Genomic DNA, 21,375 nt, shown 5'->3' with positions numbered 1-21,375 from the left:
CGCGTGCGCCCCACCGGTGGAGGCCCGATGCTGGTGCCGTGATGGACGAGACGGAGTTCTGGGAGCTGATCGACGCCGCTCGCGAGGCCGCCGAGGGCGACCCCGAGGAACAGGCCGACGCGCTCGTGGACCGGCTGCTCCAACTGGACCCCGAGCTGATTCTGGACTTCGCCCGTCACTTCGAGGCCCGCTACAACCGCGCCTACCGCTGGGACCTGTGGGGCGCGGCCTGGGTGCTGCTGGACGGGGCCAGCGACGACGCGTTCGACTTCTTCCGGTGCTGGCTGATCGGCCAGGGCCGGGAGGTCTACGAGGGCGCCCTGCACGATCCCGACTCGCTGGCGGAACTGCTGGACGAGTTCGACGAGGAGATCGACGGCGACGGTGAGGAGCTGGGGTACGCGGCGGACGAGGCCTACGAGCAGCTGACCGGCACCGTCGCGCCCGAGCTGGGCATCGCGCCGGCGCCCGCCGAACCGGAGGGCTCACCGGTGGACTTCGAGAACGAGCGTGCGCTCGCCGTACGCTTCCCGCGGCTGTGGGACCGCTTCCGGGAGTAGCCGGTCCCGGCTCAGCCGGCCGTGCGCCTGCGGGTGCTGTCGGCCGGCAGACAGGCCTGGGTCTGGTCGGCCCGCACCGCGTGGTGCGGCGGCGCGGCGTTGGCCTGGTCGAGGGCGGAGGCGGTGACCGCGGCCGGACCGAGGACGACGGTCGCGGCCGCGCAGAGCACCGCCCAGGGGCCCCGCGCGGCCCGCGTCCAGCGCACCCTGCTGTTCATGAGCCCCGCCTCCGGTCTGCTTGTGATGCGCACGACCGTAGGGTGCGGGGCTCGGTGCGGGCTGCGTGGCGGCTAGGGGATTGCTGTGAGCCGTGCCTTGGTCCGGCCCTGGAGGCGCGCGGCCTGCTCCCTGATCTCGGGGAGGCGGGCGGTGAGGGCGGCACCGGGACAGCTGGTCATGAACCCGGCGTCGTGGCCGGACAGGGCGGGCAGGATGGCGGTGGTCCCGGCCTTGTAGCGGCTGAGGCTGTTGCTGGAGACCAGGCGGACGCCGGCGCGCGGGTCGATGTTGGCGAGGCCGAGTTTCCAGGCGACCAGAGCGGCGATCGCGTCGGTCATGGCCCGGGGCACGATCGCACCCTCGGTGAAGGTGCCGAGGGCGGCGATGCCGGCGGTGCGGTGGTTGAAGCCCTGGGTGTGGGCGCCGGTGACGGGCCGGTCGGTGCCCCCGGCGCGGCCCTCGTAGATGGTGCCGCAGCGGTCGACGAGGAAGTTGTAGCCGATGTCGTCCCATTGCCGGGCGCCGGTCTGTCCGGCGTACAGGCGGCGGATGATCTCCGGCGCGTCGGCGCAGTCGTATGCGCTCGGCGAGTCGGTGTGGTGCAGGAAGACGGCGACCACCTTGTCGTCGTAGCGCGGCGGCGGCTGGACGCGCGCGGCGGCGCCCAGCCAGACGGTGCGGGGCACGATGCGCGGGCGGGGGGCGCGGTGGGCGGCCGCGTCACGGGCCGGGACGGGCCGGGCGAGGCGGTCCGCGGCCGGGCGCTCGGCACCACGGGCGCACAACGTGAGCACGAGCACGGCCACCAGCCCGGGCAGACACCCGAGCAGCACCACCAGCGCACGGGATATCCCCCGCGCGGACCGACGCCGTGGCGGCAGCGGCGTCTGCGCAGCGGCCGGCGCCTCCGGCCTCTCCGACGGCTGTGGGGCCCCTGGCATGTCCGGTGGCCCCGGCGGCTCCGGCCTCTCCGACGGCACCGGTGGCTCCGGCATCCCGAGGGCCCGCAGGATCCGCGAGGTCCGAGGCCCCCCGAAGATCTCCGGCATGTCCGACGGCCCCGATGGCCCCGGACGGTCCGAAGGTGCCGGTGGCTCCGGCATCCCTGGGGTCCGCAGGGCCTGCGAAGTCCCGGGCGTTCCGGAGGCCTCCGGCAGCTGCGAGGTCCGGGAGGCCGGCGGCGTGGGCGAAGCCCCGGGCGTCTCCGGTACTGCCGTCGGCCGCTGGGCCCAGCGGGCTCTCCGGCATGCCCGGCGTATGACGAGTCCTGTGAGTCTCCAGGGTCCCGGAGCCTTCCGACGCGCGGACGGCTCCGGCGTCTCCGGGTCTCCCCGCGTCTCCGACGACCCCGTCCCCGGGCTTTCCGACAGCCCCAGGATCTCCGGCCCGGGGTTCCCGGACGCCACCCGTGCCCGCGGACTCCCCGAGGCAACGGGTGCCTCCGGAGCCCCCGAAGCGACCGGTGTCCCCGGAGCCGCCGAGGCGACCCCCGCCTCCGGACTCCCCGAGGCGACCGGTTCCCCAGGCCTCCCCGAAGCAACCTGTGTCCCCCGAGCCCCCGAGGCGACTCCCGCCTCCGGACTCCCCGAGGCAACAGGTGCCTCCGGAGCCTCCGAAGCGACCGGTGTCCCCGGACTTCCCGAGGCGGTCCCTGGGGCCGGAGTCCCCGGGGCGACCCGTATCCCCGGGCTCCCCGTGGCGGGTCGGGCCTGCGGAGTTTCCGGGGCGTTCCGGGTCTCCGGATCGGTATGGATTCCCTGCATCCGCGATGCCCCCGGCCTGAGACGGTGCCAGGGGGTCTGCAGTCTTCTTCGGACGGCGTGCATGAGCCCACTCTCGGGCGGTCGGGTCATGCCCGCGATGTGCACTCTGCCACCTGGCGGAACCATCATCACGGTCCGGGACGTTTCTGGGGGTACACACATACGTGGCCGGTTCGCCCTCCGGCGGCCGTGCCGTGCGTGGGTGACTGATCATCGGACCCCTCCCGTCCGTACTGAGGGGTCCGAGAGAAAGGCGGCTCCGTGGACCTGCTCGACCTGGTGCTTGTGCTGGTGATCCTCGTCTATGCGGCGTCCGGTTACCGGCGGGGGCTGGTGGCCGGCTGTGTCTCGCTGGCCGGGTTCGTCGGCGGTGCCGTCGTCGGCGTGTGGGTGCTGCCCTGGGTGACCGGCCTGGTGGAGCGCGGTACGGCGCAGGCGACGACACTCGCGGTGGTGACGGTGCTGGTGCCCGCGGTGGTGGGGCACGAGCTGGCGGGCCGGCTGGCGCTGCGGCTGCGCGGTGAGCTGGACCGGGGCCCGTTGCGGGTGCTGGACGGGCTGGGGGGCGCCGCGGCGAACTCGGTGGCGGTGCTGATCGTGGCCTGGGTGGCGGCGAGCGTGCTGGGCGCCGCCCCGTCGCAGACGCTGAACACGGCGATACGGAACTCGACGCTGCTGGGCGCGGTGCAGGACGCCATGCCGGACACCACGCCCGCGTGGTTCTCGCGGGCCACGTCGGCGCTGACCGAGGCGGGTTTCCCGCAGGTCTTCAACCCGTTCGAGAACGAGTCCACGGCGCGGGTGGCCCGGCCCTCGGGTGACAGCGTCACCCCGGCCGCGACCAGCGCCGCCAAGCTGAGCACGGTGAAGATCGAGGGCGTCTCGGGCAACGAGGGCCGGGAGGGCAGCGGTTTCGTCTACGCCACGCGGCATGTGATGACCAACGCGCACGTGGTGGCGGGCATCGACCACCCGAGCGTGCGGGTCGGCGGCGTCGGGCAGTCGTACGCGGCCCGGGTGGTGCTCTTCGACCCCGGCCGGGACGTGGCGGTGCTGTATGTCCCCGGGCTGCGCGCCCCCGTGCTGCACTTCGACACCAGCGCGGCGCGCGGGGACTCGGCGGTGGTCGCGGGCTATCCGCAGGACGGCGGCCTGAACCTGCAGGCGGCGACGGTGGCGAGCCGGGTGCAGGCGACCGGGCAGAACATCTACAACGACGCCGCGGTCACCCGGGACATCTACTCGATCCGCTCCACTGTCCGGCCGGGCAACTCCGGCGGCCCGCTGCTCACCACGGACGGCAGGGTGTTCGGGGTGGTCTTCGCGCGCTCCACCTCGGACGCCGAGACGGGGTATGCGCTGACGGCGGACGAGGTGGCGGGCGACGCCCGGCGCGCGTCCACGGCGACGGTGCCGGTGGACACCGGCCAGCTGGTCAGCTCCTAGCCACCACCGCTGTCACAGCTTCCGGCCCATGAGCACGTCGTCGGCGTACGTGCCGTCGAGGAGGAACTCCTCCGGCTGCACCCCCTCGACGGTGAACCCCTCGGACTCGTACAGCGCCCGGGCCGGGGCGTTGTGCCCGAGGACGCGCAGGCTCAGCCGGCGCGCCCCGCGCCCGCGCGCCGCGTCGACGGCGGCCCGGATCAGGGCGCGCCCGAGGCCCAGCCCGCGTGCCTCCTCCGCGACGACGAGCCCCTGGATCTGCAGGACGTGTGCGTTGGAGGCGAGCGGGGTCGGGCGGCCGATGCGGACATAGCCGACGACCCGCCCGTCGGCCTCGGCGACCAGGTAGTCCTCCGGGACGTGGCGCTCGTCGAAGAACGGGCCCTGGGGCGGGGGCGCCACGGCGTGCAGGGTGGACCAGGTGGCCCGGTCCAGCACGGCCAGTTCCTCTTCGTCGGCGGGCACGGCGAGGCGTATGTACGGCTCCGGCATGACGATCACCCTACGGCGGGCCGCCGGTGCACCTCACGGGGTTTTCCGGCGGGCATGCTGGGGCCATGGAGCGTATGCGCATCGCGGTGGCCGGGGCGTCCGGGCTGATCGGCAGCGCCCTGGTGCGGTCCCTGACCGCGGACGGGCACGAGGTGGTACGGCTGGTGCGGCGGGCGGCCGCGGCCCCGGACGAGGTCTGCTGGGATCCCGAGGGCCAGTACGTGGACGCGGCGGGGCTGACCGGCTGTGCCGCCGTGGTGAATCTGGCCGGGGCCGGGATCGCCGACCGGCGCTGGACGCCGTCGTACAAACGGCTGCTGCGGGACAGCCGGGTACTGGGCACGGCGGCGCTGGCGGAGGCGGTGGCCGCGCTGCCCGAGCCGCCACGGGTGTTCGTCAGCGGCAGTGCGATCGGCATCTACGGCGACACCGGCGAGCGGGCGGTGGACGAGGACGCCCCGCCGGGCGACGGTTTCCTGCCCTCGCTGTGCGTGGAGTGGGAGGAGGCGGCGGCGCCCGCGCAGGAGGCGGGGGTGCGGACGGTGTTCCCGCGCACGGGGCTGGTGGTGGCGCGGGGCGGCGGGGCCTGGGGGCGGCTGTTCCCGCTGTTCCGGGCGGGGCTCGGGGGGCGGCTGGGCGACGGGCGGCAGTACTGGTCGTACATCGCGCTGCATGACGAGGTCGCCGCGATCCGCCGTCTCATCGACGACGACACCCTGTCCGGTCCGTTCAACCTGACGGCCCCGCAGCCGCTGACGAACCGTGAGATCACTGCGGCGATGTCCCGCGTCCTGCACCGCCCGGCTCCGTTCGCGGTACCGGCACCGGTGCTGCGGGCCGTGCTGGGCGAGATGGCGGGGGACGTGCTGGGCAGCCAACGGGTGGTGCCGAAGCGGTTGCTGGAGTCCGGGTTCCGGTTCGCGTTCCCCGGTATCGAGGAGGCGATCCGGGCGGCCTGATACGCAACGGTCCGGGCGGCCCGGCATACGCAAGGGATGTCCTGCGACCTCTTGTGACCGTATGCGACCTCCATGCGACCGTGCCCTGTTGATGCGCGACTGTTTGTGACCGATCACGGCCCTAACCTCGACGCGAACTCGGGTATCCCTGGAGCCAGTTGGGGGCATGACGTCTCCACCGGCCGCGCAACCACAGGAGGGGCCTCGTGCTTGAGCCCGCGTACCAGGTGGACGTCGTCATCGTGGGAGCCGGCATCGCCGGACTCTCGGCGGCTCATCGGCTGACCAGCGCAGGAATCTCGACCGCAGTCCTGGAGGCCGCCCCCTACGTCGGCGGCCGCATGTCGACGGAGAAGGTCGACGGCTTCCGGCTCGACCGCATCGGACAGCTGCTGTCCACGTCCTACCCCGAACTCCGCACGACCCCGGGCCTGGACTCCCTGGTCCTGCGTACCTTCGCACCGGGAGTCCTGCTGCACCGCGACGGCCGCACCCAGCGCGCGGGCGCACCGGCGACCGGCGGGAGCGCAAGGGGCGCACGGGGCGCACTCCATGCGGTGCGCGCTCTCGCGAGCGCCCCCAGGGGGCCGGCGGCGACCCCCGGCCGGGTCGGCGCGCCGGTGGGCGGCGCGGTCGACCAGGCCCGGCTCGGCGCCGCGCTGGCCCGGATCGCCGCCACCCCGGTCGAACGCGTCCTGGCCCGCCCCGAGCTGACCGCCCGGCAGGCCCTCGCCCAGCGCGGGATGCCGCCGCGCACGGTCGACGGCTTCCTGCGCCCCCTGCTCGCCACCCTGCTGTGCGACCCGGAGCTGACCACCTCCAGCCGGTGCGCCGACCTCGCGCTGCGCGCCTTCGCGAGCGGCCCGCTGTGTGTGCCGGAGGGCGGCGCGGACGTGCTGCCGGAGCTGCTGGCACGGGCGCTGCCGCCGGGCACCGTGCACACCGGGGTGCGGGTCACCTCGGTGTCCACGACCTCGGTGGCCACCGCCGAGCACGGCGAGATCCGCTGCCGGGCCGTGCTGCTGGCGACCGACGCGCGAGCGGCGGCGGAGCTGCTGCCGGGCCTCAGGGTGCCCGGCTTCCACCCGGTGACCACGGTCCACCACACCACCGACGATCCGGCGGCCGCCTTCCCGACCGGCGCCTCGCTGCTGCTGGACGCCGACCGCGGCGGGCCGGTGGCGCACACGGCGGTGCTCAGCAACGTGGACCCGAGCCGGGCACCGGTCGGCCGGGTACTGATCTCCTCGACGGTGCTCGGGGCGCCGCCCGCGGGCGTCGACACCGCCGTCCGCATCCACCTCTCCCGTCTCTACGGCACATCGACGCGCCGCTGGGAGACGCTGGCGGTCCACCACACCCCGGAGGCCGTCCCGGCGATGCGCCCACCCCACGACCTGCGCCGCCCGGTACGGCTCCTCGCCGGCCTCTACGTCTGCGGCGACCACCGCGACACCAGCACGGTCCAGGGCGCCCTGCACTCCGCCCACCGGGCGGCGGGGGCGATTCTGGCGGACCTGGGCGCGGCGGGTTCCTTGAACCGCGCGGAACCGGCACCGACTCTGCCGAGGGCGGCGTGAACGCGCCCCTTCCGGGGCGCGGGGCGCCGCGCGACATGCCACGACGGCGTGTCACGAGCGCACAACCGCACCCCGCAACGGCGAGTGGCTAACCCAACGCCGCCACCTTCTCCCGATACCCCCGTACCGGTGCCGCATCTCGATACGGCTCCAGGCGCCGCTCGAAGTCCCGCACGTACTCCACAGCGCGAGCGCTCCGCATCTCCGCGGCCTGGCCGGCGGCCTCCGCGGCCAGCGCGCACGCCTGGTCGAGTTCGCCGAGGCCGAGGCGGGCCGTGGCGAGGACGACGCGGCAGAAGAGCCGGCTGCGGGCGTAGGAGGGCGCGCGGAGCTGGAGCGAGCGTTCGGCGTGCTGGGCTGCCGCCCGGAACTGCTGCAGATCCCGGTGGCAGTGCCCGAACTCGTCGGCGAGCTGCGCCTCGTCGAAGAACTTGGCCCAGTACGGCACCTCGTCCCCGGGCCGGGCCGCCTCCAGGGCGCGTTCGGCCCGCACGAGCGCCGCCGTGCACGCCCGCACCTCGCCGAGCACGCCGTGCGCCCTCGCCTCGGAGGCGTGCAGCAGCGCCTGCACGACCGGGGGCCCACCGGTCCCCGCGCCCTGCTGGGCGACCCGGGCCAGCTGTACGGCCTCCCTGCCGTGGCCGAGATAGACGGCCTGGCGGCTCATGGTGACCAGGACGTAGGAGCCGTACGCCCGGTCACCGGCCGCCTGGGCGAGCCGCAGGGCCTGCACGAAGTAGCGCTGCGCGAGTCCGTGCGCGGCGATGTCGTACGAGGTCCAGCCCGCCAGGCGGGTGAGGTCGGCGGCGGCGCCGAAGAGGCGGCGGCCGGTCTGCTCGTCGTAGGAGCCGCGGAGCATCGGCTCGCACTCGTGCTCCAGGTAGCGCACCAGGGCCTGCCGGGCGTGGCCGCCGCCGTACCGGTCGTCGAGGGTGCGGAACAGCTCGCCGACCGAGCGCAGCGCGTTGATGTCGCCGTTGGTGACCTTGTTGCCGGGGGCGCGCTCGGCCTGTCCGCGCGCCCGGGGTGGTACCGCGAGCGCCGGCCGCCCCTGGGGCTTGACCGGGGCGGGGCGGCCCTGGGAGGGCACCCGGGGTGCCGGTTCCCGGGCCACCTTGTCGTCGGCCTTGCCGATCAGCCAGTCCCGGCTGGGCACCACGAGCCCCGCCGGGGTGAACGCGATCTTGCGCAGCTCGGCGTGGCTGCCGGAGTCCTTGCGCCACAGCCCGCTGACGATGTCGACGGCCTCCTCCGGGGTGGCCGCGAACTCCAGCCCGGCGTACACCGGCGCGCAGGCGTCCAGGCCGAGATCCTGGGCCGTGAGCCGGCGCCCGAGGCGGCGCGTGAAGACCTCGGCGATCAGGGCGGGGGTCGTGCCCCTGGGCTGCTGTCCGCGCAGCCAGCGGGTGACCGAGGTCTTGTCGTATCTCAGGTCCAGCCCGTGCTCCAGGCCGAGCTGGTCGACGCGACGGGCCAGACCCGCGTTGGAGAACCCCGCTTCTGCGATGAGCGCGGCGAGCTGGCGGTTGGGGGTGCGCTGCGCGGGTCGGTCCGTCATCTGCGGTGCGGTCTCCTGCCTTCCGGCTTCTGAAGTGCCGGGATTGCCTGTGAGCTGCCCTTTTGGCCTCACGAACGGCGCGAATGTAGCGGAGAGTGAGCAGCCGATCGCACATTTCGGGGTGCATTCATCCGATCGTGTGAGGAACGCCCGCAGGGCTGACGTACGCCGGTCGGACGTACAGTGGCGTGGGCGCTTGACGTGCCTGACACACCGGTCGCTGAGGGAGGCGCTTGCCGTGAGTGAGTTGCGGTTCGTCCGCATGGGGTTCGGTGCGGATGCCGTCGATTACCAGGAGGCCTGGGACGAGCAGCGCCGGGTGCACGCGGCCCGGTTCGCCGACGAGGTCCCGGACACCGTGATCCTCCTGGAGCACCCCCCGGTGTACACGGCCGGCCGGCGCACCGAGGACAGCGAGCGCCCGCTGGACGGCACCCCGGTCATCGACGTGGACCGCGGCGGCAAGATCACCTGGCACGGCCCCGGCCAGCTGGTGGGCTACCCGATCCAGAAGCTCCCCCGCCCGGTGGACGTGGTCGCGCACGTACGGCGCCTGGAGGAGGCGCTGATCCGTACCTGCGCCGAGTTCGGCCTGGAGACCACCCGGGTCGAGGGCCGCAGCGGCGTGTGGGTGCTCGGCGACCCGATCGAGCAGCGGCCGGCGCTCGGCGGGCTGGCCCTGGACTTCGACCCGCGGATGAGCGACCCGGAGTTCGACCCCCGGCTCAACGGCCCCGAGTACGCCCCCTCCAACGCGGGCCAGCGCCGCGAGGACCGCAAGATCGCCGCGATCGGCATCCGGGTCGCCAAGGGCGTCACGATGCACGGCTTCGCCCTCAACGTGAACCCCGACAACAAGTGGTTCGACCGGATCATCCCGTGCGGCATCCGGGACGCGGGGGTCGCCTCCCTCGCGGCCGAGCTGGGCCGGGACGTCACCATCGAGGAGGTCCTGCCGGTGGCCGAGAAGCACCTGAAGGACGTCCTGGAGAACGCGGACCTCAAGCCGCGGGTGATCGAGAAGGCGTCCGCCTGAGCCGTCGGCCCTGCGGGGGAATGCGCCCTGCGGCTGTGGGGTTGGTCTCCCCGGCAGGGCGTGCAGAACACGGGCGTACGCTGGTGTACGCCGAAGAATCAAAGCTTAGGGAGCCGGTCGTGTCCGCAGTCGCACCCGACGGACGCAAGATGCTGCGCCTGGAGGTCCGCAACAGCCAGACCCCCATCGAGCGCAAGCCCGAGTGGATCAAGACCCGGGCGAAAATGGGTCCCGAGTACACGAAGATGCAGAACCTCGTGAAGAGCGAGGGCCTGCACACGGTCTGCCAGGAAGCCGGCTGCCCGAACATCTACGAGTGCTGGGAGGACCGCGAGGCGACCTTCCTCATCGGCGGCGACCAGTGCACCCGGCGCTGCGACTTCTGCCAGATCGACACCGGCAAGCCCGAGGCCCTCGACCGTGACGAGCCGCGCCGCGTGGGCGAGTCGGTGGTCACGATGGACCTCAACTACGCCACCATCACCGGCGTCGCCCGCGACGACCTGGAGGACGGCGGCGCCTGGCTGTACGCGGAGACGGTCCGGCAGATCCACCAGCAGACCGCCGGGCGGGAGGGCGGCCGTACGAAGGTCGAACTCCTCGCCCCCGACTTCAACGCGGTCCCCGAGCAGCTCGCCGAGGTCTTCTCCGCCCGGCCCGAGGTCTTCGCGCACAACGTCGAGACGGTTCCCCGGATCTTCAAGCGGATCCGCCCCGGCTTCCGCTACGAGCGCTCCCTGAAGGTCATCACCGAGGCCCGCGACTACGGCCTGGTGACCAAGTCCAACCTGATCCTCGGCATGGGCGAGACCCGCGAGGAGGTCAGCGAGGCGCTGCAGCAGCTGCACGACGCCGGTTGCGAACTGGTCACCATCACCCAGTACCTGCGCCCCTCCGTCCGGCACCACCCCGTCGAGCGCTGGGTGAAGCCGCAGGAGTTCGTGGAGCTGAAGGAGGAGGCCGAGCAGATCGGCTTCTCCGGTGTGATGTCGGGTCCGCTGGTCCGGTCGTCGTACCGGGCCGGGCGCCTGTACCAGATGGCCGTCGAGAAGCGTGGCACCTACGTGGCCACGCAGGCTGTGTGAATTCGCGCACAAGCACTTACTGGCCAGTAATGGCCGAGTCGACGCGGTCCTGACCGTCCTCGCTGATGAGGGCGGGCGTCAGGGCCGCGTCGGCGTTTCAGTGCCCTGTATCAAGGCTTCATTGGCGTTTGACCGGTCGGACACGCCCTGGTAACACCAATCAGTGACTCTGGTATCACGCCTCGTACACCATCCGATCCGAGGGGGGACCTCGATCATGCAGGCCGCGCCCGTACGCGCCACCGCCATCCCGTCCTTCACCGATGCTCTCCGCGCCGTCGAGTCCCTGCTCATGAGCGGCGGTCAGCGCACCGCCCGGCGCAACGCGTGGACCTCCGTGCTGGAGGACCGCCGGCGCGCCAAGGACCGGGTCGAGGCGCAGCGCGTCCTGGAGCAGGCCGCCGGCCGCTCCTGAGTCCCAGGTCCCGGCGCGCACCGGGCACTGCCGTCGTCCGCACTCCCGGGGCCACGTAGACTTCGTGACATGGCGAGGAAGGAAAACGCGGCGGACGCCGCGAACGCAGGGCGACTGAAGCAGATCGCCCTCACCTACAAGATGACCCGCAAGGTCGACAAGAAGATCGGTCTTGTGCTCGGGGCCGTCGGCATCGGCACCCTCGCTGTCTTCCTTGTGATCGGCTTCTTGCTCGGCCACCCGGTCTACCTGGGCATCTTCGGCCTGCTGATCGGTCTGCTGGCGACGGCGATCGTGTTCGGCCGCCGGGCCGAGCGCGCCGCCTTCGGTCAGATGGAGGGCCAGCCGGGCGCCGCGGCCGCCGTGCTGGACAACATCGGCCGGGGCTGGACGACGACTCCGGCGGTGGCGATGAACCGCAGCCAGGACGTCGTGCACCGGGCGGTCGGCAAGGCCGGCATCGTGCTGGTCGCCGAGGGCAACCCGAACCGGGTGAAGAGCCTGCTGGCCGCCGAGAAGAAGAAGATGAACCGGATCGTCGCGGACGTGCCGGTGCACGACGTGATCGTCGGCAGCGGCGAGGGCCAGGTCGAGCTGAAGAAGCTGCGTACGACCCTGCTGAAGTTCCCGCGCGTGCTCACCGGCCCCCAGGTGACGGCCACCAACGACCGGCTGCGGGCCATGGGCGACCTGATGAGCAACATGCCGCTGCCGAAGGGGCCCATGCCCAAGGGCATGCGGATGCCGAAGGGCCGCTGACCTCCCTCAGTTCAGCGACCGGAACCGCCGCTCGCAGTAGACCATCGGCGAACCCTCGCCCAGCCGTACTCCCGTTACCCGGCCGATCAGGATCGTGTGATCCCCGGCCGGGTAACGCGCGTATGCGGCACAGTCCAGCTGTACGGGCGCCTGCCGCACCGTCGGCAGCCCGGAGGGGCTCGGCTGCAGGAGGGCGTCGGAGAACTTGTCCGCGCCCTTCGTGGCGAACAGCAGGGCCAGCGGCTGGTGCTCCGGGGCGAGCACGCTCACCGCGAAGTGGTCGCACCGCGCGAAGACCGCCGCCGAGTCGGCCGCGTCCGCGAGACACACCAGGACCAGCGGTGGCTCGAGGGAAACCGAACAGAAGGAGCTCGCCGTGAAGCCGCGCGGGGCGCCGTCCTCGCAACGGGCGGTCACCACCACCACGCCCGACGGAAAGCGCGCCATGGCGTCCCGGAACTCCTCGGGCGTCACCTCGGCCGCGATCACATCCTGCGCATCGGTCATACGGCGACGATGCCGCCGGGGGATGTACCGGGCAACCGGATGGGGGCATCTGGAGCATTGCCGGGTGCGGGTCCATCGTGGCCCGTCGCCCCCACGGACCCGCAGCCGAAAACGGTCAGACCCGTACTTCCACGGTCTTCGCCAGCCGGTCGTGCAGCCCCCGGCCGTCCCGGTCCCAGATCAGCGCCGGGATCGCGAGGCACAGCAGCAGCGTGCGGAGCAGCGACCGCGGCGGATTGACCGTGCCGGTCTCCAGAGCCACCACCCGGATGCCGAAGAGCCGCTTGCCCGGGGTGAAGCCGATCGTGCCCACGGTCAGCACGCTCATGACGAAGAAGACGCCGAGCGCCCAGTTGCTCGTCGCAGGCACCCGGTAGCCGTTCGTGATCAGGCCGTATGCGATCAGCACGCTCAGGGCCCAGTCCACCGCCAGCGCGCCGAGCCGCCGGCCCGGCCGGGCGACGGAGTTCGGCCCCTCCTCGGGGAGCCCGAGCTGCTCACCCCGGTAGCCGAAGTCCGCACCGGCCTCTTCCATGGCCGCGCGGGGCCCGGAGAGCCACGATCCGAGTGCTTGCCTGTTGTCCACCCGTCCACGGTACTGCGCCCGGTTTCGGGCACTGGGCCGAGGGGTGTGTCGGGGCTACGGTGGACACGTGGCCGGTTAACTTCTGCGAAACAAACGGGTCACGCCCGAGAAATCACCCGTCCCTAGGGTCATGACCAGCGTGTGCCACCGCACTGGCCGCACGAACGATCTACCACCCCGGCGAGGACGGTCGGGAGTAGGAGGAGCTGGATGTTCCAGAACGCCGACGAGGCCAAGAAGTTCATCGCGGACGAGGACGTCAAGTTCGTCGACGTCCGCTTCTGCGACCTGCCGGGCGTCATGCAGCACTTCACGGTGCCCGTCGAGGCGTTCGACCCGGACGAGGAGCTCGCCTTCGACGGATCGTCGATCCGTGGTTTCCAGGCCATCCACGAGTCCGACATGGCGCTGCGCGCTGACCTGTCGACCGCCCGTGTGGACCCGTTCCGCCGGGACAAGACCCTCAACATCAACTTCTTCATCCACGACCCGATCACGGGCGAGCAGTACTCCCGTGACCCGCGCAACGTGGCGAAGAAGGCCGAGGCGTACCTGGCGTCGACCGGTATCGCGGACACCGCGTACTTCGGTCCCGAGGCCGAGTTCTACGTCTTCGACAGCGTGCGTTTCGCCACCTCGGCGAACGAGTCCTTCTACCACATCGACTCCGAGGCGGGCGCCTGGAACACCGGTGCCCTCGAGGACAACCGTGGTTACAAGGTCCGCTACAAGGGCGGCTACTTCCCGGTCCCGCCGGTCGACCACTTCGCCGACCTGCGCGCCGAGATCTCCCTGGAGCTGGAGAAGAACGGCCTGAAGGTCGAGCGCCAGCACCACGAGGTGGGCACCGCCGGCCAGGCGGAGATCAACTACAAGTTCAACACCCTGCTGGCCGCCGCCGACGACCTGCAGCTGTTCAAGTACATCGTGAAGAACGTGGCCTGGCGCAACGGCAAGACCGCGACCTTCATGCCGAAGCCGATCTTCGGCGACAACGGCTCGGGCATGCACGTGCACCAGTCGCTGTGGAGCAACGGCGACCCGCTGTTCTACGACGAGGCCGGTTACGCGGGCCTGTCGGACACCGCCCGCTACTACATCGGCGGCATCCTCAAGCACGCCCCGTCGCTGCTGGCCTTCACCAACCCGACGGTGAACTCGTACCACCGTCTGGTGCCGGGCTTCGAGGCCCCGATCAACCTGGTGTACTCGCAGCGCAACCGCTCCGCGGCCATGCGTATCCCGATCACCGGCTCCAACCCGAAGGCCAAGCGCGTCGAGTTCCGCGCGCCCGACTCCTCCGGCAACCCGTACCTGGCGTTCTCCGCCCTGCTGCTGGCGGGCCTGGACGGCATCAAGAACAAGATCGAGCCGGCCGAGCCGATCGACAAGGACCTGTACGAGCTGGCTCCCGAGGAGCACGCGAACGTCGCCCAGGTCCCGACCTCGCTGCCGGCCGTCCTCGACTCGCTCGAGGCCGACCACGAGTTCCTCCTCCAGGGCGACGTCTTCACGCCGGACCTGATCGAGACGTGGATCGACTTCAAGCGCACCAACGAGATCGCGCCGCTGCAGCTGCGTCCGCACCCGCACGAGTTCGAGCTCTACTTCGACGTGTGACAGACGGTCCCTGCGGAACGGGAAGGCCCCTCGGCTCAGCCGGGGGGCCTTTCCCGTGCTCGGCCCGTGTGCTGCGCCCGCCCGGCCGCCGGGTGCAACTTTTCCCGCTTCACAGACTTCCTATTGTCGGGGGATCATCCCTCCTGACCGTGCCGGACGAGAGAGGTTGAACGGGGATGACGGAACAGGACGACTGGGAGCGGGAGTTCGATCACCGCTGGGCGAATTCCGCCGAGCACAAGGAGCCCTCGGCCCGGGCCCGGATGCTGGGCGCGCGCTGGAAGGAGAACCCGCCGAATCCGGCGCCCTTCCGCGCCGACCCGGAACCGGTGCCGCGCCGGGCGTCGTGGGCGTCGACGGCCGTGGTCTTCGGCTGTGTGATCGTGGTCATGGTGCTGATCGGTCTGGTGCAGTTCGGCTCCTCGTACTAGGACGGGTCGTACCCGGCGCGCGGGAACCGGGGACGCTCAGCGACAGCCGGCCGACTCACAGGTACGTTTTGCTGCTCCTAGGGCCCTTCAGGACCTGTTCATGGGAGTCGGCTGGTGCACACTGGACAGCGGGACGAGTGCCTGACTGCGGGGTGATGCAAGATGCAGAGCCGCTTCCGGAGCGACCGACGGCTGACCGTGCGCATGGGTCTGACGATGTTCCTGCTCGGTCTGCTGTACGTGGCCTTCGTAGCCGCGCTGATCGCGCTGCTGAGGTCCTGGGTGCTGGTCGTCGTGGTGGTCGGGGCGATGTTCGTGGCGCAGTTCTGGTTCTCCGACCGGATCGCCATGTTCGCGATGCACGGCCGGGTGGTGGAGCGGGAGGAGTATCCCGAGCTGCACGCGGTGGTCGACCGGCTGTGCGGACTCGCGGACATGCCCAAACCGGTGGTCGCGGTGTCCGACATGGACATGCCGAACGCGTTCGCGACCGGCCGCAACCCCGACCACGCCGTGGTCTGCGTGACCACGGGGCTGCTACGGCGGCTGGAGCCGGCCGAGCTGGAGGGCGTGCTGGCGCACGAGCTGTCGCACGTGGCGCACAAGGACGTCGCCGTGATCACGATCGCGTCCTTCCTCGGTGTGCTGGCGGGCCTGATCGTGCGGTTCGCCTTCTACTCCCAGCTCTTCGGCGGGGGCCGCCGGGACCAGAACACCGCCGTCGCCTTCGCCGCGATCATGGGCGTCTCCGCGGCGGTGTACGCGATCAGCTTCCTGCTGATCCGGGCGCTGTCCCGGTACCGGGAGCTGGCGGCCGACCGCGCGGCCGCGCATCTCACCGGCCGCCCGTCGGCCCTCGCCTCGGCGCTCACCAAGGTCACCGGGGACATCGCCCGGATCCCGACCGAGGACCTGCGCACCGCCCAGGCCTTCAACGCCTTCTACTTCACCCCGGCGACCGGCAAGGAGCCGGGCATCGAGCGGTACTTCTCCACGCACCCGACCCTGGAGCAGCGGCTGGAACAGCTGGGCCGGATCTCGGCGGAGCTGGGCGAGGCCGCCACCCCGGGCGGGGCGAGCTGAAACACATGGCACTACGGAAGGCGGGCTGAGCGTTGGGGCTGCTGGACATCCTGCTGGGCCGTACGAAACCGGTCGCGCCCGATCTCGACCAGCTCTTCGCGCTGCCCTCGGCGGCCGTGACCCTTCAGGCCGCGGCCGGTTTCACACCGACCGGAACCGGCGCGGTGTGCTTCGCCACGGTGGAGGGGGCCGCCTTCGAGCAGACCCACCGGGAGGTGCAGGCGCTGCTGGACGCGGACACCGACCGCAGCGGGCCGCCGGTGGAGCTGCGGCGGGACGGCTACGGCTACTCCTGGCTGGTGTCCGCGCGCGGCCCCGAGCAGCTGCCGGAGCTGGTCAACGACCTGCACGCGGTGAACAGCGCGATGGAGATCAACGGCTTCGGCCCCCAGCTTCTGTGCTCCCTGGCCGCCTTCACGGACGACGGCGGCCGCAGGCTGGCGCTGGTCTACCTCTACAAGCGGGGCACCTTCTACCCCTTCGCCCCGCTGCCCGGCAGCGCCGAGCGGCGGGACAACGCGCTGGAGCTCCAGGTGAAGGCGACACTCACGAACGACCTCAGGATCGAGCAGGACCTCGGCCGGTGGTTCCCGGTGTGGGGCGCCCCCGGCCTGTGACCGGGGACGCCGTGGCTCACCTGCTCTTCTCGCGCTCCTGTCGGCGGATCTCGAAGGGGCGCTCCCTGCGGTAGCGGCGCTCCCACTTCGCCAGCCGGTCCCGGCGCTCGCGGTACGCGCGGTAGCTCTCCGGCGTGGGCGGGGTGCCCGCGCCGGCGGGTGGTGGTGTGCCGGGGGAACCACGCCCGTGCGTCGCGTACAGATACAGCAGCGCGACGGCGGCGAGCCACCACAGATGGTTTCCGATTCCGAGGATCACCAGGACGACGGTCCCGGTTGCGACGATGCCACGCATGACGGACCTCCTCCGTGGGGTGAGGGTGGCTGGGGTGGAGTGTGTCGGCTTCGTGCCGTTTGTTCAGCGTAGGGACGCGGTGGCGCCGGCCGCATCCCGTTTTCGGCCGGGCGCGGGCCCGCCGTGAGTGAATGACCCCATGAACGAACTCTCCGCCTTCACCCACGACTTGGACGGCGAACGCCTTCACGGCCTGACCGCGGGAGCACCGGGCCGGGCCACGGCCGTACTGCTGCACGGCGCGGGCAACGGCAGCAAGCAGCGCCTGCTGCCCCTGCTCACGGAGTTCGCCGAGCACGGCTGCCACGCCCTGGCGTTCGACTTCACCGGCCATGGCGAGAGCACCGGATCCCTCGCGGAGCTCAGCCTGCGCCGGCGGTTCGAGCAGGCGGTGGCGGTGGTCGACGCGCGCACCCCGGCTCAGGACCCGCTCGTCCTGGTCGGCTTCAGCATGAGCGGCCAGACGGTGGCCGATCTCGTACGGCACTACGGCCCGCGGGTGGCGGCCGTCGGGCTGTGTGCGCCCGCCGTGTACGCCTCCGAGGCCTGGGAGGTGCCGTTCGGAGACGGCCGGGGCCGGTTCAGCGGGATCATCCGCACCCCCGACAGCTGGCGCGCCTCGCCCGCCCTGGAGGCGTTCGGGGCGTACGAGGGCCGGGCGGTGCTGGCGGTCCCGGGCACCGACGCGGTCATCCCGCCGGCCGTGACCGAGGCCGTACAGGACGCGCTGTCGGCTCGCGCCCAGTACACGCGCTTCGAACTCCCCGAGGCCGAGCACCGGTTGGGGCTGTGGTTCCGCGACCATGCCGAGGACCGGCGGGAGTTCGTGACGGCACTGGTGAGCGGGCTCGGCGGGGAGCGGGGGTGGGCGGCGACCCGGGGCTGGGTGGCCAAGCAGGTGCCCGCCGGCCGTACCGTCACGGGCACCCGGATGCTCGCGGGCGGCTGGTCGTCGCAGATGCGCGGGCTCGTCCTCGACGACGGGGAGGAACTGGTGCTGCGCAGCTTCGTGAAGCCGTTCTTCCGGCGGCACGCGCCCGCTCTGCTGTCCCGGGAGGCGGCGGTCCTCGGACTGCTCGCCGGCCAGGAGGGCGTTCCGGCGCCGGCCCTGGTCGCCGTGGACGCGACGGCCGAGCACTGCGACCATCCGTCCCTGCTGATGACCCGGCTGCCCGGCCGGGTCCTGGTGGACGGCGGAGACCGGGCGGCCCTGGGCCACCGGCTCGATCTCCTGGCGGCCCAACTGGTCGGGATCCACGCGGTGGTTCCGGACGAACGCCCGCGTACGTACGAGGCGTGGACCTCGCCCGAGCGCGTCCGCACCCCGGCGGGGGACCTGTGGGAGCGCGCCGTGGACGTGCTCCGCCGGGACCCGCCACCGTACCGGGGGCGCTTCCTGCACCGGGACTACCACCCGGGGAACGTGCTCTTCACGGGCGCGGGCGACGAGCTGCGGATCAGCGGGGTCGTGGACTGGGTGGAGACCTCCTGGGGCCCGGCCGACCTGGACGTGGCCCACTGCTCGACCGCGCTGGCCCTGCTGCACGGCCCGGAGCACGGGCTGGCCTTCCGGGACCGGTACGAACGGCAGGGCGGGCACGGCCTGGCCGACGGCCGGGACCATCTGTACTGGCGGCTGCTGGACGCCCTCCACTACGCGTCCGGCGCGGAGAAACTGGCCGGACCGTGGCGCGGGCTCGGCCGTACGGATCTGACCCCGGAGGTGCTGGGCGCGCGCATGGAGGCGTATGTGCGCGGGCTGCTGGAGCGGTACGGCTGAGAGGTCCCGCACACCGCTGCGGCGCCGGGTGCCCCGAGGAACGCGCGGGGCACCCGGGGCCGGTGTCAGCGGCTGTAGCGCATGTACGCCCGGACCATGCGGCACGTGGTGTCGGACGGCGGGCGCATGCCGATCTCCTCCGCCGTGCTGCGGATCGTGTCGTCGCGGGCCTGGGCCGGGAGGTAGATGCCGGAGTCGAGCAGGGCTATGGCCAGGCGCATGGCCTTCAGGCGGCGGTTGTGGGCGACGTACCACTCGCGCGGCCGTCCGGCCGGCAGCGGCCGCTTCACCCGGGGCACGTAGGGCGAGTCGAACAGCACGGGATGCTTGGCGGTGGACTGGGTCGGCGACGGCTTGGGCTTCAGGGCGGCAGCGGGCACGGGCATCCTCCTGTCGCGGTCGGGCACCGGCCGGACGGCCCGGCGATGCCCTCGAACACTGCTTCCAGTCTACTGCCGGGCACTGACAACGGGGGGCCTGCGGGTCCTGACAAATCCCCAGCTCAGCAGGGAAATTGTCGCCGTGTCACACCAGTTCCCGAAGCGGCGGGTGAGCCGGCATCAATTCGAACACTCCGCAATGCGGGGGTCGATGCTAGCGTGTCGGAAACAGACGCATCGCCACGGATCGCACGGACGGACGGCATGACGGCACCCAGGCCCGGACGACCGGTCCGGGGATCGGCCACGGGCCGCCCCCTGATGGCGGCACTCGACCTGTTCGGGCGGCGCTGGGCCCTGCGCATCCTCTGGGAGCTGCACGAGGGGCCCATCGGCTTCCGCACCTTGCAGCAGCGCTGCGACGACATGTCCTCCAGCGTGCTGCGCCAGCGGCTGCGCGAACTGACCGAGGCGGGACTCGTCACCCAGCAGGACGGTACGGAATACAGCCTCACGCCCCTCGGTACGGAGGCGCACTCCGCCCTGCGGCCCCTCGTGCGCTGGTCGAGCCGGTGGGCGGAGACGCTCGCCGAGGGTACGGAGGAGCATCCGGGCGCCGACGGCTGAACCCCCTGCGCCGCTCGCCGTCCACACCCCCTTGCGCTTCTGAATTCGAAGCGCGAGGATGTTTCGGAAATCGAAGCAGGAGGTGTTGTCGCATGCCCCGCATCGAACCACTCACCCCTCCCTACCCCGACCCCGTCGACCGGGCGCTGCGCCGCTGGATGCCGCCCGGCGTCGCGCAGGAGCCGATCGCCCTGTTCCGGGTGCTGCACCGCAACCCCGAGCTCGCCTCGCGGATGTTCGCCCTGGGCGCCGGACTGCTGGGCCACGGGCTGCTGCCCGCCCTCGACCGCGAGATCGTCGTCGCCCGGGTCACCGCGCGCGCCGGATGCGCCTACGAGTGGGGTGTGCACGCCGCCGCCTTCGCCGCACAGGTCGGCCTCGGTCCGGACCGGCTGCGGGCGACCACCGAGCCGGACCCCGCGGCCGGTGCCGCGTGGACGCCGCGCCACCGGGCCCTGCTCGATGCCGTCGACGAGCTGCACGACACCGCCCACCTCTCCCCCTCGGCCTGGGACGGCCTGAGCGCCCACTACGACGACGCCCGGCTGCTGGAGTTCCTCGTCCTGGTGGGCTGGTACCGGACCATCAGCCAGGTGGCCAACTCCCTGCTGCTGGAGGCGGAGAGCTGGGCCACCGGATTCCCGGCCGGCGGACGCCCGGATGCCTGACGACGACATGTCCGACGGCGGCGCCCTCACCGCGACGATCGTGCACGCGTGCGTCCGGGACGGCGCCGGCGGCAGTCCCACCGCGGTGCTGGCGGACACCGGCCTGGACGACGCCGCCCGGCGGGCCGTGCCGGGCCTGGCGGGCACGTCGCACGCGGTCTTCGTCGGCACAGGGGACGCCGGTCCCGACGGCCCCGAGGTGACCCTGCGCTTCTTCACCGCCACCGGGGAACTGCCGGCCTGCGGTCACGGCACGGTCGCCGCGCTGGCCTGCCTGGCCGGACGCGCCGCAGGCGTGGAGCACCGGGCCACCCTCCGCACCCGGGAACGCGTCTTCACCGGCCGGACCGTCCGCACGCACGGCCGCCTCGACGCGGAGTTCACCCTGGGCCCCGTCGGCCTGCGCGCACCCGGGCCCGGCGAAGCGGCGCCCCTCCTCGACGCCCTGGGCATCGCCGTACGGGCGCTGTCCGGCCCGCTCCGGGTGGCTTCGGTGGGCCGGCCACGGCTGCTCGTCCCCGTGGCCGGCCGGTCCCACCTCGCCTCACTGGCACCGGACTTCGACCGGCTGCGCTCGGCCTGCGACCGCGGCGGGCTGCTCGGCTGCTACGTGTACACGGAGCCGACGGCCGAGGGCCGCCTCGCGGCCCGGATGTTCGCGCCGTCGATCGGTGTGCCCGAGGACATCGCGAACGCCAACAGCACCGGCTGCCTCGCCGCCCATCTCGCGGGCCGGGGCCTGACCGGCATCACCGCCGACCTGGGGGACGCCCTCGGTTCCCCGTCCACCATCACCGCGACCGTACGGCCTCGGTCCGGGCGGACGGCCGTACCCCCGGTGCGCGTGGGGGGCGCCGCGGTCGTGGCGGGCACGGTCCGGCTCCGGGAGTGATCTGTGCCGCCGGACGG

General features: G+C 72.5%; 24 protein-coding genes. 16 read left to right on the top strand and 8 right to left on the bottom strand.

The features are described from left to right. Positions 1–41 precede the first annotated feature (41 nt). Positions 42–560 (top strand): DUF4240 domain-containing protein, encoded by a 519-nt coding sequence (locus ACFYZB_RS02855; protein WP_388753566.1) that lies wholly within the window; start codon positions 42–44, stop codon positions 558–560. Positions 561–571: 11 nt separating this feature from the next. Here the strand turns inward: ACFYZB_RS02855 and ACFYZB_RS02850 are convergent, their stop codons facing one another. Further along, positions 572–778, bottom strand: coding sequence for a hypothetical protein (locus tag ACFYZB_RS02850; RefSeq protein ID WP_388754548.1), 207 nt, complete (start codon positions 776–778; stop codon positions 572–574). A 72-nt stretch (positions 779–850) separates the two neighbouring features. Further along, the gene (locus ACFYZB_RS02845) at positions 851–1,612 is read right to left on the bottom strand and encodes a peptidoglycan recognition protein (protein ID WP_388754545.1); all 762 of its coding nucleotides are present in this window, start codon (positions 1,610–1,612) and stop codon (positions 851–853) included. Between the two features lie 1,191 nt (positions 1,613–2,803). Here ACFYZB_RS02845 and ACFYZB_RS02840 point away from each other — a divergent pair. Beyond that, a complete protein-coding gene (locus ACFYZB_RS02840) occupies positions 2,804–3,988 on the top strand; it encodes a MarP family serine protease (RefSeq protein ID WP_388753564.1) in 1,185 nt (394 codons plus the stop codon). Positions 3,989–4,000: 12 nt separating this feature from the next. Here ACFYZB_RS02840 and ACFYZB_RS02835 read toward each other — a convergent pair whose 3' ends face one another. Then, positions 4,001–4,480 (bottom strand): GNAT family N-acetyltransferase, encoded by a 480-nt coding sequence (locus tag ACFYZB_RS02835; RefSeq protein ID WP_388753561.1) that lies wholly within the window; start codon positions 4,478–4,480, stop codon positions 4,001–4,003. A 65-nt stretch (positions 4,481–4,545) separates the two neighbouring features. On the opposite strand from ACFYZB_RS02835, the gene ACFYZB_RS02830 reads away from it, so the two are divergent. Together ACFYZB_RS02830 and ACFYZB_RS02825 are read left to right on the top strand one after the other, a co-directional pair. Next, on the top strand, positions 4,546–5,439 hold the full coding sequence (locus ACFYZB_RS02830; RefSeq protein ID WP_388753558.1) for a TIGR01777 family oxidoreductase: 894 nt from the start codon (positions 4,546–4,548) through the stop codon (positions 5,437–5,439). 206 nt (positions 5,440–5,645) lie between these two features. Beyond that, a complete protein-coding gene (locus ACFYZB_RS02825) occupies positions 5,646–7,019 on the top strand; it encodes an NAD(P)/FAD-dependent oxidoreductase (protein ID WP_388753555.1) in 1,374 nt (457 codons plus the stop codon). 88 nt (positions 7,020–7,107) lie between these two features. Here the strand turns inward: ACFYZB_RS02825 and ACFYZB_RS02820 are convergent, their stop codons facing one another. Then, complete coding sequence (locus ACFYZB_RS02820) at positions 7,108–8,577, bottom strand: regulator (protein ID WP_388753552.1); 1,470 nt, start codon at positions 8,575–8,577, stop codon at positions 7,108–7,110. A gap of 238 nt (positions 8,578–8,815) precedes the next feature. Between ACFYZB_RS02820 and lipB the strand changes: the two genes are divergently transcribed. The 4 genes from lipB (at position 8,816) to ACFYZB_RS02800 (ending at position 11,872) form a co-directional block, all read left to right on the top strand. Continuing rightward, positions 8,816–9,613 carry a lipoyl(octanoyl) transferase LipB gene (gene lipB / locus ACFYZB_RS02815; RefSeq protein ID WP_388753551.1) on the top strand — a complete coding sequence of 266 codons (798 nt, stop codon included), beginning with the start codon at positions 8,816–8,818 and terminating at the stop codon, positions 9,611–9,613. 119 nt (positions 9,614–9,732) lie between these two features. Continuing rightward, positions 9,733–10,698 (top strand): lipoyl synthase, encoded by a 966-nt coding sequence (lipA, locus tag ACFYZB_RS02810; RefSeq protein ID WP_351203710.1) that lies wholly within the window; start codon positions 9,733–9,735, stop codon positions 10,696–10,698. Positions 10,699–10,915: 217 nt separating this feature from the next. Next, the gene (locus ACFYZB_RS02805; protein WP_053653973.1) at positions 10,916–11,113 is read left to right on the top strand and encodes a hypothetical protein; all 198 of its coding nucleotides are present in this window, start codon (positions 10,916–10,918) and stop codon (positions 11,111–11,113) included. Between the two features lie 69 nt (positions 11,114–11,182). Further along, complete coding sequence (locus ACFYZB_RS02800; RefSeq protein WP_388753547.1) at positions 11,183–11,872, top strand: DUF4191 domain-containing protein; 690 nt, start codon at positions 11,183–11,185, stop codon at positions 11,870–11,872. Between the two features lie 6 nt (positions 11,873–11,878). Here ACFYZB_RS02800 and ACFYZB_RS02795 read toward each other — a convergent pair whose 3' ends face one another. Together ACFYZB_RS02795 and ACFYZB_RS02790 are read right to left on the bottom strand one after the other, a co-directional pair. Next, positions 11,879–12,379 (bottom strand): flavin reductase family protein, encoded by a 501-nt coding sequence (locus ACFYZB_RS02795; protein ID WP_388753545.1) that lies wholly within the window; start codon positions 12,377–12,379, stop codon positions 11,879–11,881. Between the two features lie 115 nt (positions 12,380–12,494). Further along, positions 12,495–12,965 (bottom strand): RDD family protein, encoded by a 471-nt coding sequence (locus ACFYZB_RS02790; protein ID WP_351203702.1) that lies wholly within the window; start codon positions 12,963–12,965, stop codon positions 12,495–12,497. A 210-nt stretch (positions 12,966–13,175) separates the two neighbouring features. Between ACFYZB_RS02790 and glnA the strand changes: the two genes are divergently transcribed. The 4 genes from glnA to ACFYZB_RS02770 all read left to right on the top strand — a co-directional run bounded on the left by glnA (position 13,176) and on the right by ACFYZB_RS02770 (position 16,716). Then, complete coding sequence (gene glnA, locus ACFYZB_RS02785; protein ID WP_067053116.1) at positions 13,176–14,585, top strand: type I glutamate--ammonia ligase; 1,410 nt, start codon at positions 13,176–13,178, stop codon at positions 14,583–14,585. A gap of 176 nt (positions 14,586–14,761) precedes the next feature. After that, positions 14,762–15,016 carry a hypothetical protein gene (locus ACFYZB_RS02780; RefSeq protein ID WP_351203699.1) on the top strand — a complete coding sequence of 85 codons (255 nt, stop codon included), beginning with the start codon at positions 14,762–14,764 and terminating at the stop codon, positions 15,014–15,016. A 162-nt stretch (positions 15,017–15,178) separates the two neighbouring features. Further along, the gene (gene htpX, locus ACFYZB_RS02775) at positions 15,179–16,099 is read left to right on the top strand and encodes a zinc metalloprotease HtpX (protein WP_351203697.1); all 921 of its coding nucleotides are present in this window, start codon (positions 15,179–15,181) and stop codon (positions 16,097–16,099) included. Positions 16,100–16,131: 32 nt separating this feature from the next. Then, positions 16,132–16,716, top strand: a complete 585-nt coding sequence (locus tag ACFYZB_RS02770; RefSeq protein WP_351203695.1) for a hypothetical protein — start codon at positions 16,132–16,134, stop codon at positions 16,714–16,716. 16 nt (positions 16,717–16,732) lie between these two features. Here ACFYZB_RS02770 and ACFYZB_RS02765 read toward each other — a convergent pair whose 3' ends face one another. Further along, the gene (locus tag ACFYZB_RS02765) at positions 16,733–17,011 is read right to left on the bottom strand and encodes a hypothetical protein (protein ID WP_351203693.1); all 279 of its coding nucleotides are present in this window, start codon (positions 17,009–17,011) and stop codon (positions 16,733–16,735) included. A gap of 139 nt (positions 17,012–17,150) precedes the next feature. Between ACFYZB_RS02765 and ACFYZB_RS02760 the strand changes: the two genes are divergently transcribed. After that, positions 17,151–18,791 (top strand): alpha/beta fold hydrolase, encoded by a 1,641-nt coding sequence (locus ACFYZB_RS02760; protein ID WP_388753539.1) that lies wholly within the window; start codon positions 17,151–17,153, stop codon positions 18,789–18,791. 65 nt (positions 18,792–18,856) lie between these two features. Here ACFYZB_RS02760 and ACFYZB_RS02755 read toward each other — a convergent pair whose 3' ends face one another. Further along, entirely contained in the window at positions 18,857–19,171 is a 315-nt protein-coding gene (locus tag ACFYZB_RS02755) for a hypothetical protein (protein ID WP_351203689.1), read from the bottom strand. Positions 19,172–19,435: 264 nt separating this feature from the next. Here ACFYZB_RS02755 and ACFYZB_RS02750 point away from each other — a divergent pair, with 264 nt between their 5' ends. The 3 genes from ACFYZB_RS02750 to ACFYZB_RS02740 all read left to right on the top strand — a co-directional run bounded on the left by ACFYZB_RS02750 (position 19,436) and on the right by ACFYZB_RS02740 (position 21,358). Beyond that, a complete protein-coding gene (locus ACFYZB_RS02750) occupies positions 19,436–19,798 on the top strand; it encodes a winged helix-turn-helix transcriptional regulator (protein ID WP_388753536.1) in 363 nt (120 codons plus the stop codon). Between the two features lie 92 nt (positions 19,799–19,890). Then, the gene (locus ACFYZB_RS02745) at positions 19,891–20,466 is read left to right on the top strand and encodes a carboxymuconolactone decarboxylase family protein (protein ID WP_388753533.1); all 576 of its coding nucleotides are present in this window, start codon (positions 19,891–19,893) and stop codon (positions 20,464–20,466) included. Beyond that, positions 20,459–21,358: a PhzF family phenazine biosynthesis protein gene (locus ACFYZB_RS02740; protein WP_388753531.1), complete on the top strand. Its 900-nt coding sequence runs from the start codon at positions 20,459–20,461 to the stop codon at positions 21,356–21,358. The genes ACFYZB_RS02745 and ACFYZB_RS02740 overlap by 8 nt, the downstream gene beginning before the upstream one ends. The last annotated feature ends 17 nt before the right edge of the window (positions 21,359–21,375 follow it).

Origin of the sequence: Streptomyces sp. NPDC001852 (assembly GCF_042891825.1) — a bacterium.
In the GTDB taxonomy this organism is placed as follows: domain Bacteria; phylum Actinomycetota; class Actinomycetes; order Streptomycetales; family Streptomycetaceae; genus Streptomyces.
Note: the sequence above shows the minus strand (reverse complement) of the source record. Positions and strands in the feature narration are given on the sequence as shown.

Coding starts and splice junctions, on each gene's coding strand:
- ACFYZB_RS02850 (WP_388754548.1), bottom strand. CDS start 778: ATGAACAGCAGGGTGCGCTGGACGCGGGCCGCGCGGGGCCCCTGGGCG.
- ACFYZB_RS02740 (WP_388753531.1), top strand. CDS start 20,459: ATGCCTGACGACGACATGTCCGACGGCGGCGCCCTCACCGCGACGATC.
- ACFYZB_RS02830 (WP_388753558.1), top strand. CDS start 4,546: ATGGAGCGTATGCGCATCGCGGTGGCCGGGGCGTCCGGGCTGATCGGC.
- ACFYZB_RS02795 (WP_388753545.1), bottom strand. CDS start 12,379: ATGACCGATGCGCAGGATGTGATCGCGGCCGAGGTGACGCCCGAGGAG.
- ACFYZB_RS02760 (WP_388753539.1), top strand. CDS start 17,151: ATGAACGAACTCTCCGCCTTCACCCACGACTTGGACGGCGAACGCCTT.
- glnA (WP_067053116.1), top strand. CDS start 13,176: ATGTTCCAGAACGCCGACGAGGCCAAGAAGTTCATCGCGGACGAGGAC.
- ACFYZB_RS02780 (WP_351203699.1), top strand. CDS start 14,762: ATGACGGAACAGGACGACTGGGAGCGGGAGTTCGATCACCGCTGGGCG.
- ACFYZB_RS02750 (WP_388753536.1), top strand. CDS start 19,436: ATGACGGCACCCAGGCCCGGACGACCGGTCCGGGGATCGGCCACGGGC.
- ACFYZB_RS02765 (WP_351203693.1), bottom strand. CDS start 17,011: ATGCGTGGCATCGTCGCAACCGGGACCGTCGTCCTGGTGATCCTCGGA.
- ACFYZB_RS02745 (WP_388753533.1), top strand. CDS start 19,891: ATGCCCCGCATCGAACCACTCACCCCTCCCTACCCCGACCCCGTCGAC.
- ACFYZB_RS02805 (WP_053653973.1), top strand. CDS start 10,916: ATGCAGGCCGCGCCCGTACGCGCCACCGCCATCCCGTCCTTCACCGAT.
- ACFYZB_RS02820 (WP_388753552.1), bottom strand. CDS start 8,577: ATGACGGACCGACCCGCGCAGCGCACCCCCAACCGCCAGCTCGCCGCG.
- ACFYZB_RS02855 (WP_388753566.1), top strand. CDS start 42: ATGGACGAGACGGAGTTCTGGGAGCTGATCGACGCCGCTCGCGAGGCC.
- htpX (WP_351203697.1), top strand. CDS start 15,179: ATGCAGAGCCGCTTCCGGAGCGACCGACGGCTGACCGTGCGCATGGGT.
- ACFYZB_RS02800 (WP_388753547.1), top strand. CDS start 11,183: ATGGCGAGGAAGGAAAACGCGGCGGACGCCGCGAACGCAGGGCGACTG.
- ACFYZB_RS02835 (WP_388753561.1), bottom strand. CDS start 4,480: ATGCCGGAGCCGTACATACGCCTCGCCGTGCCCGCCGACGAAGAGGAA.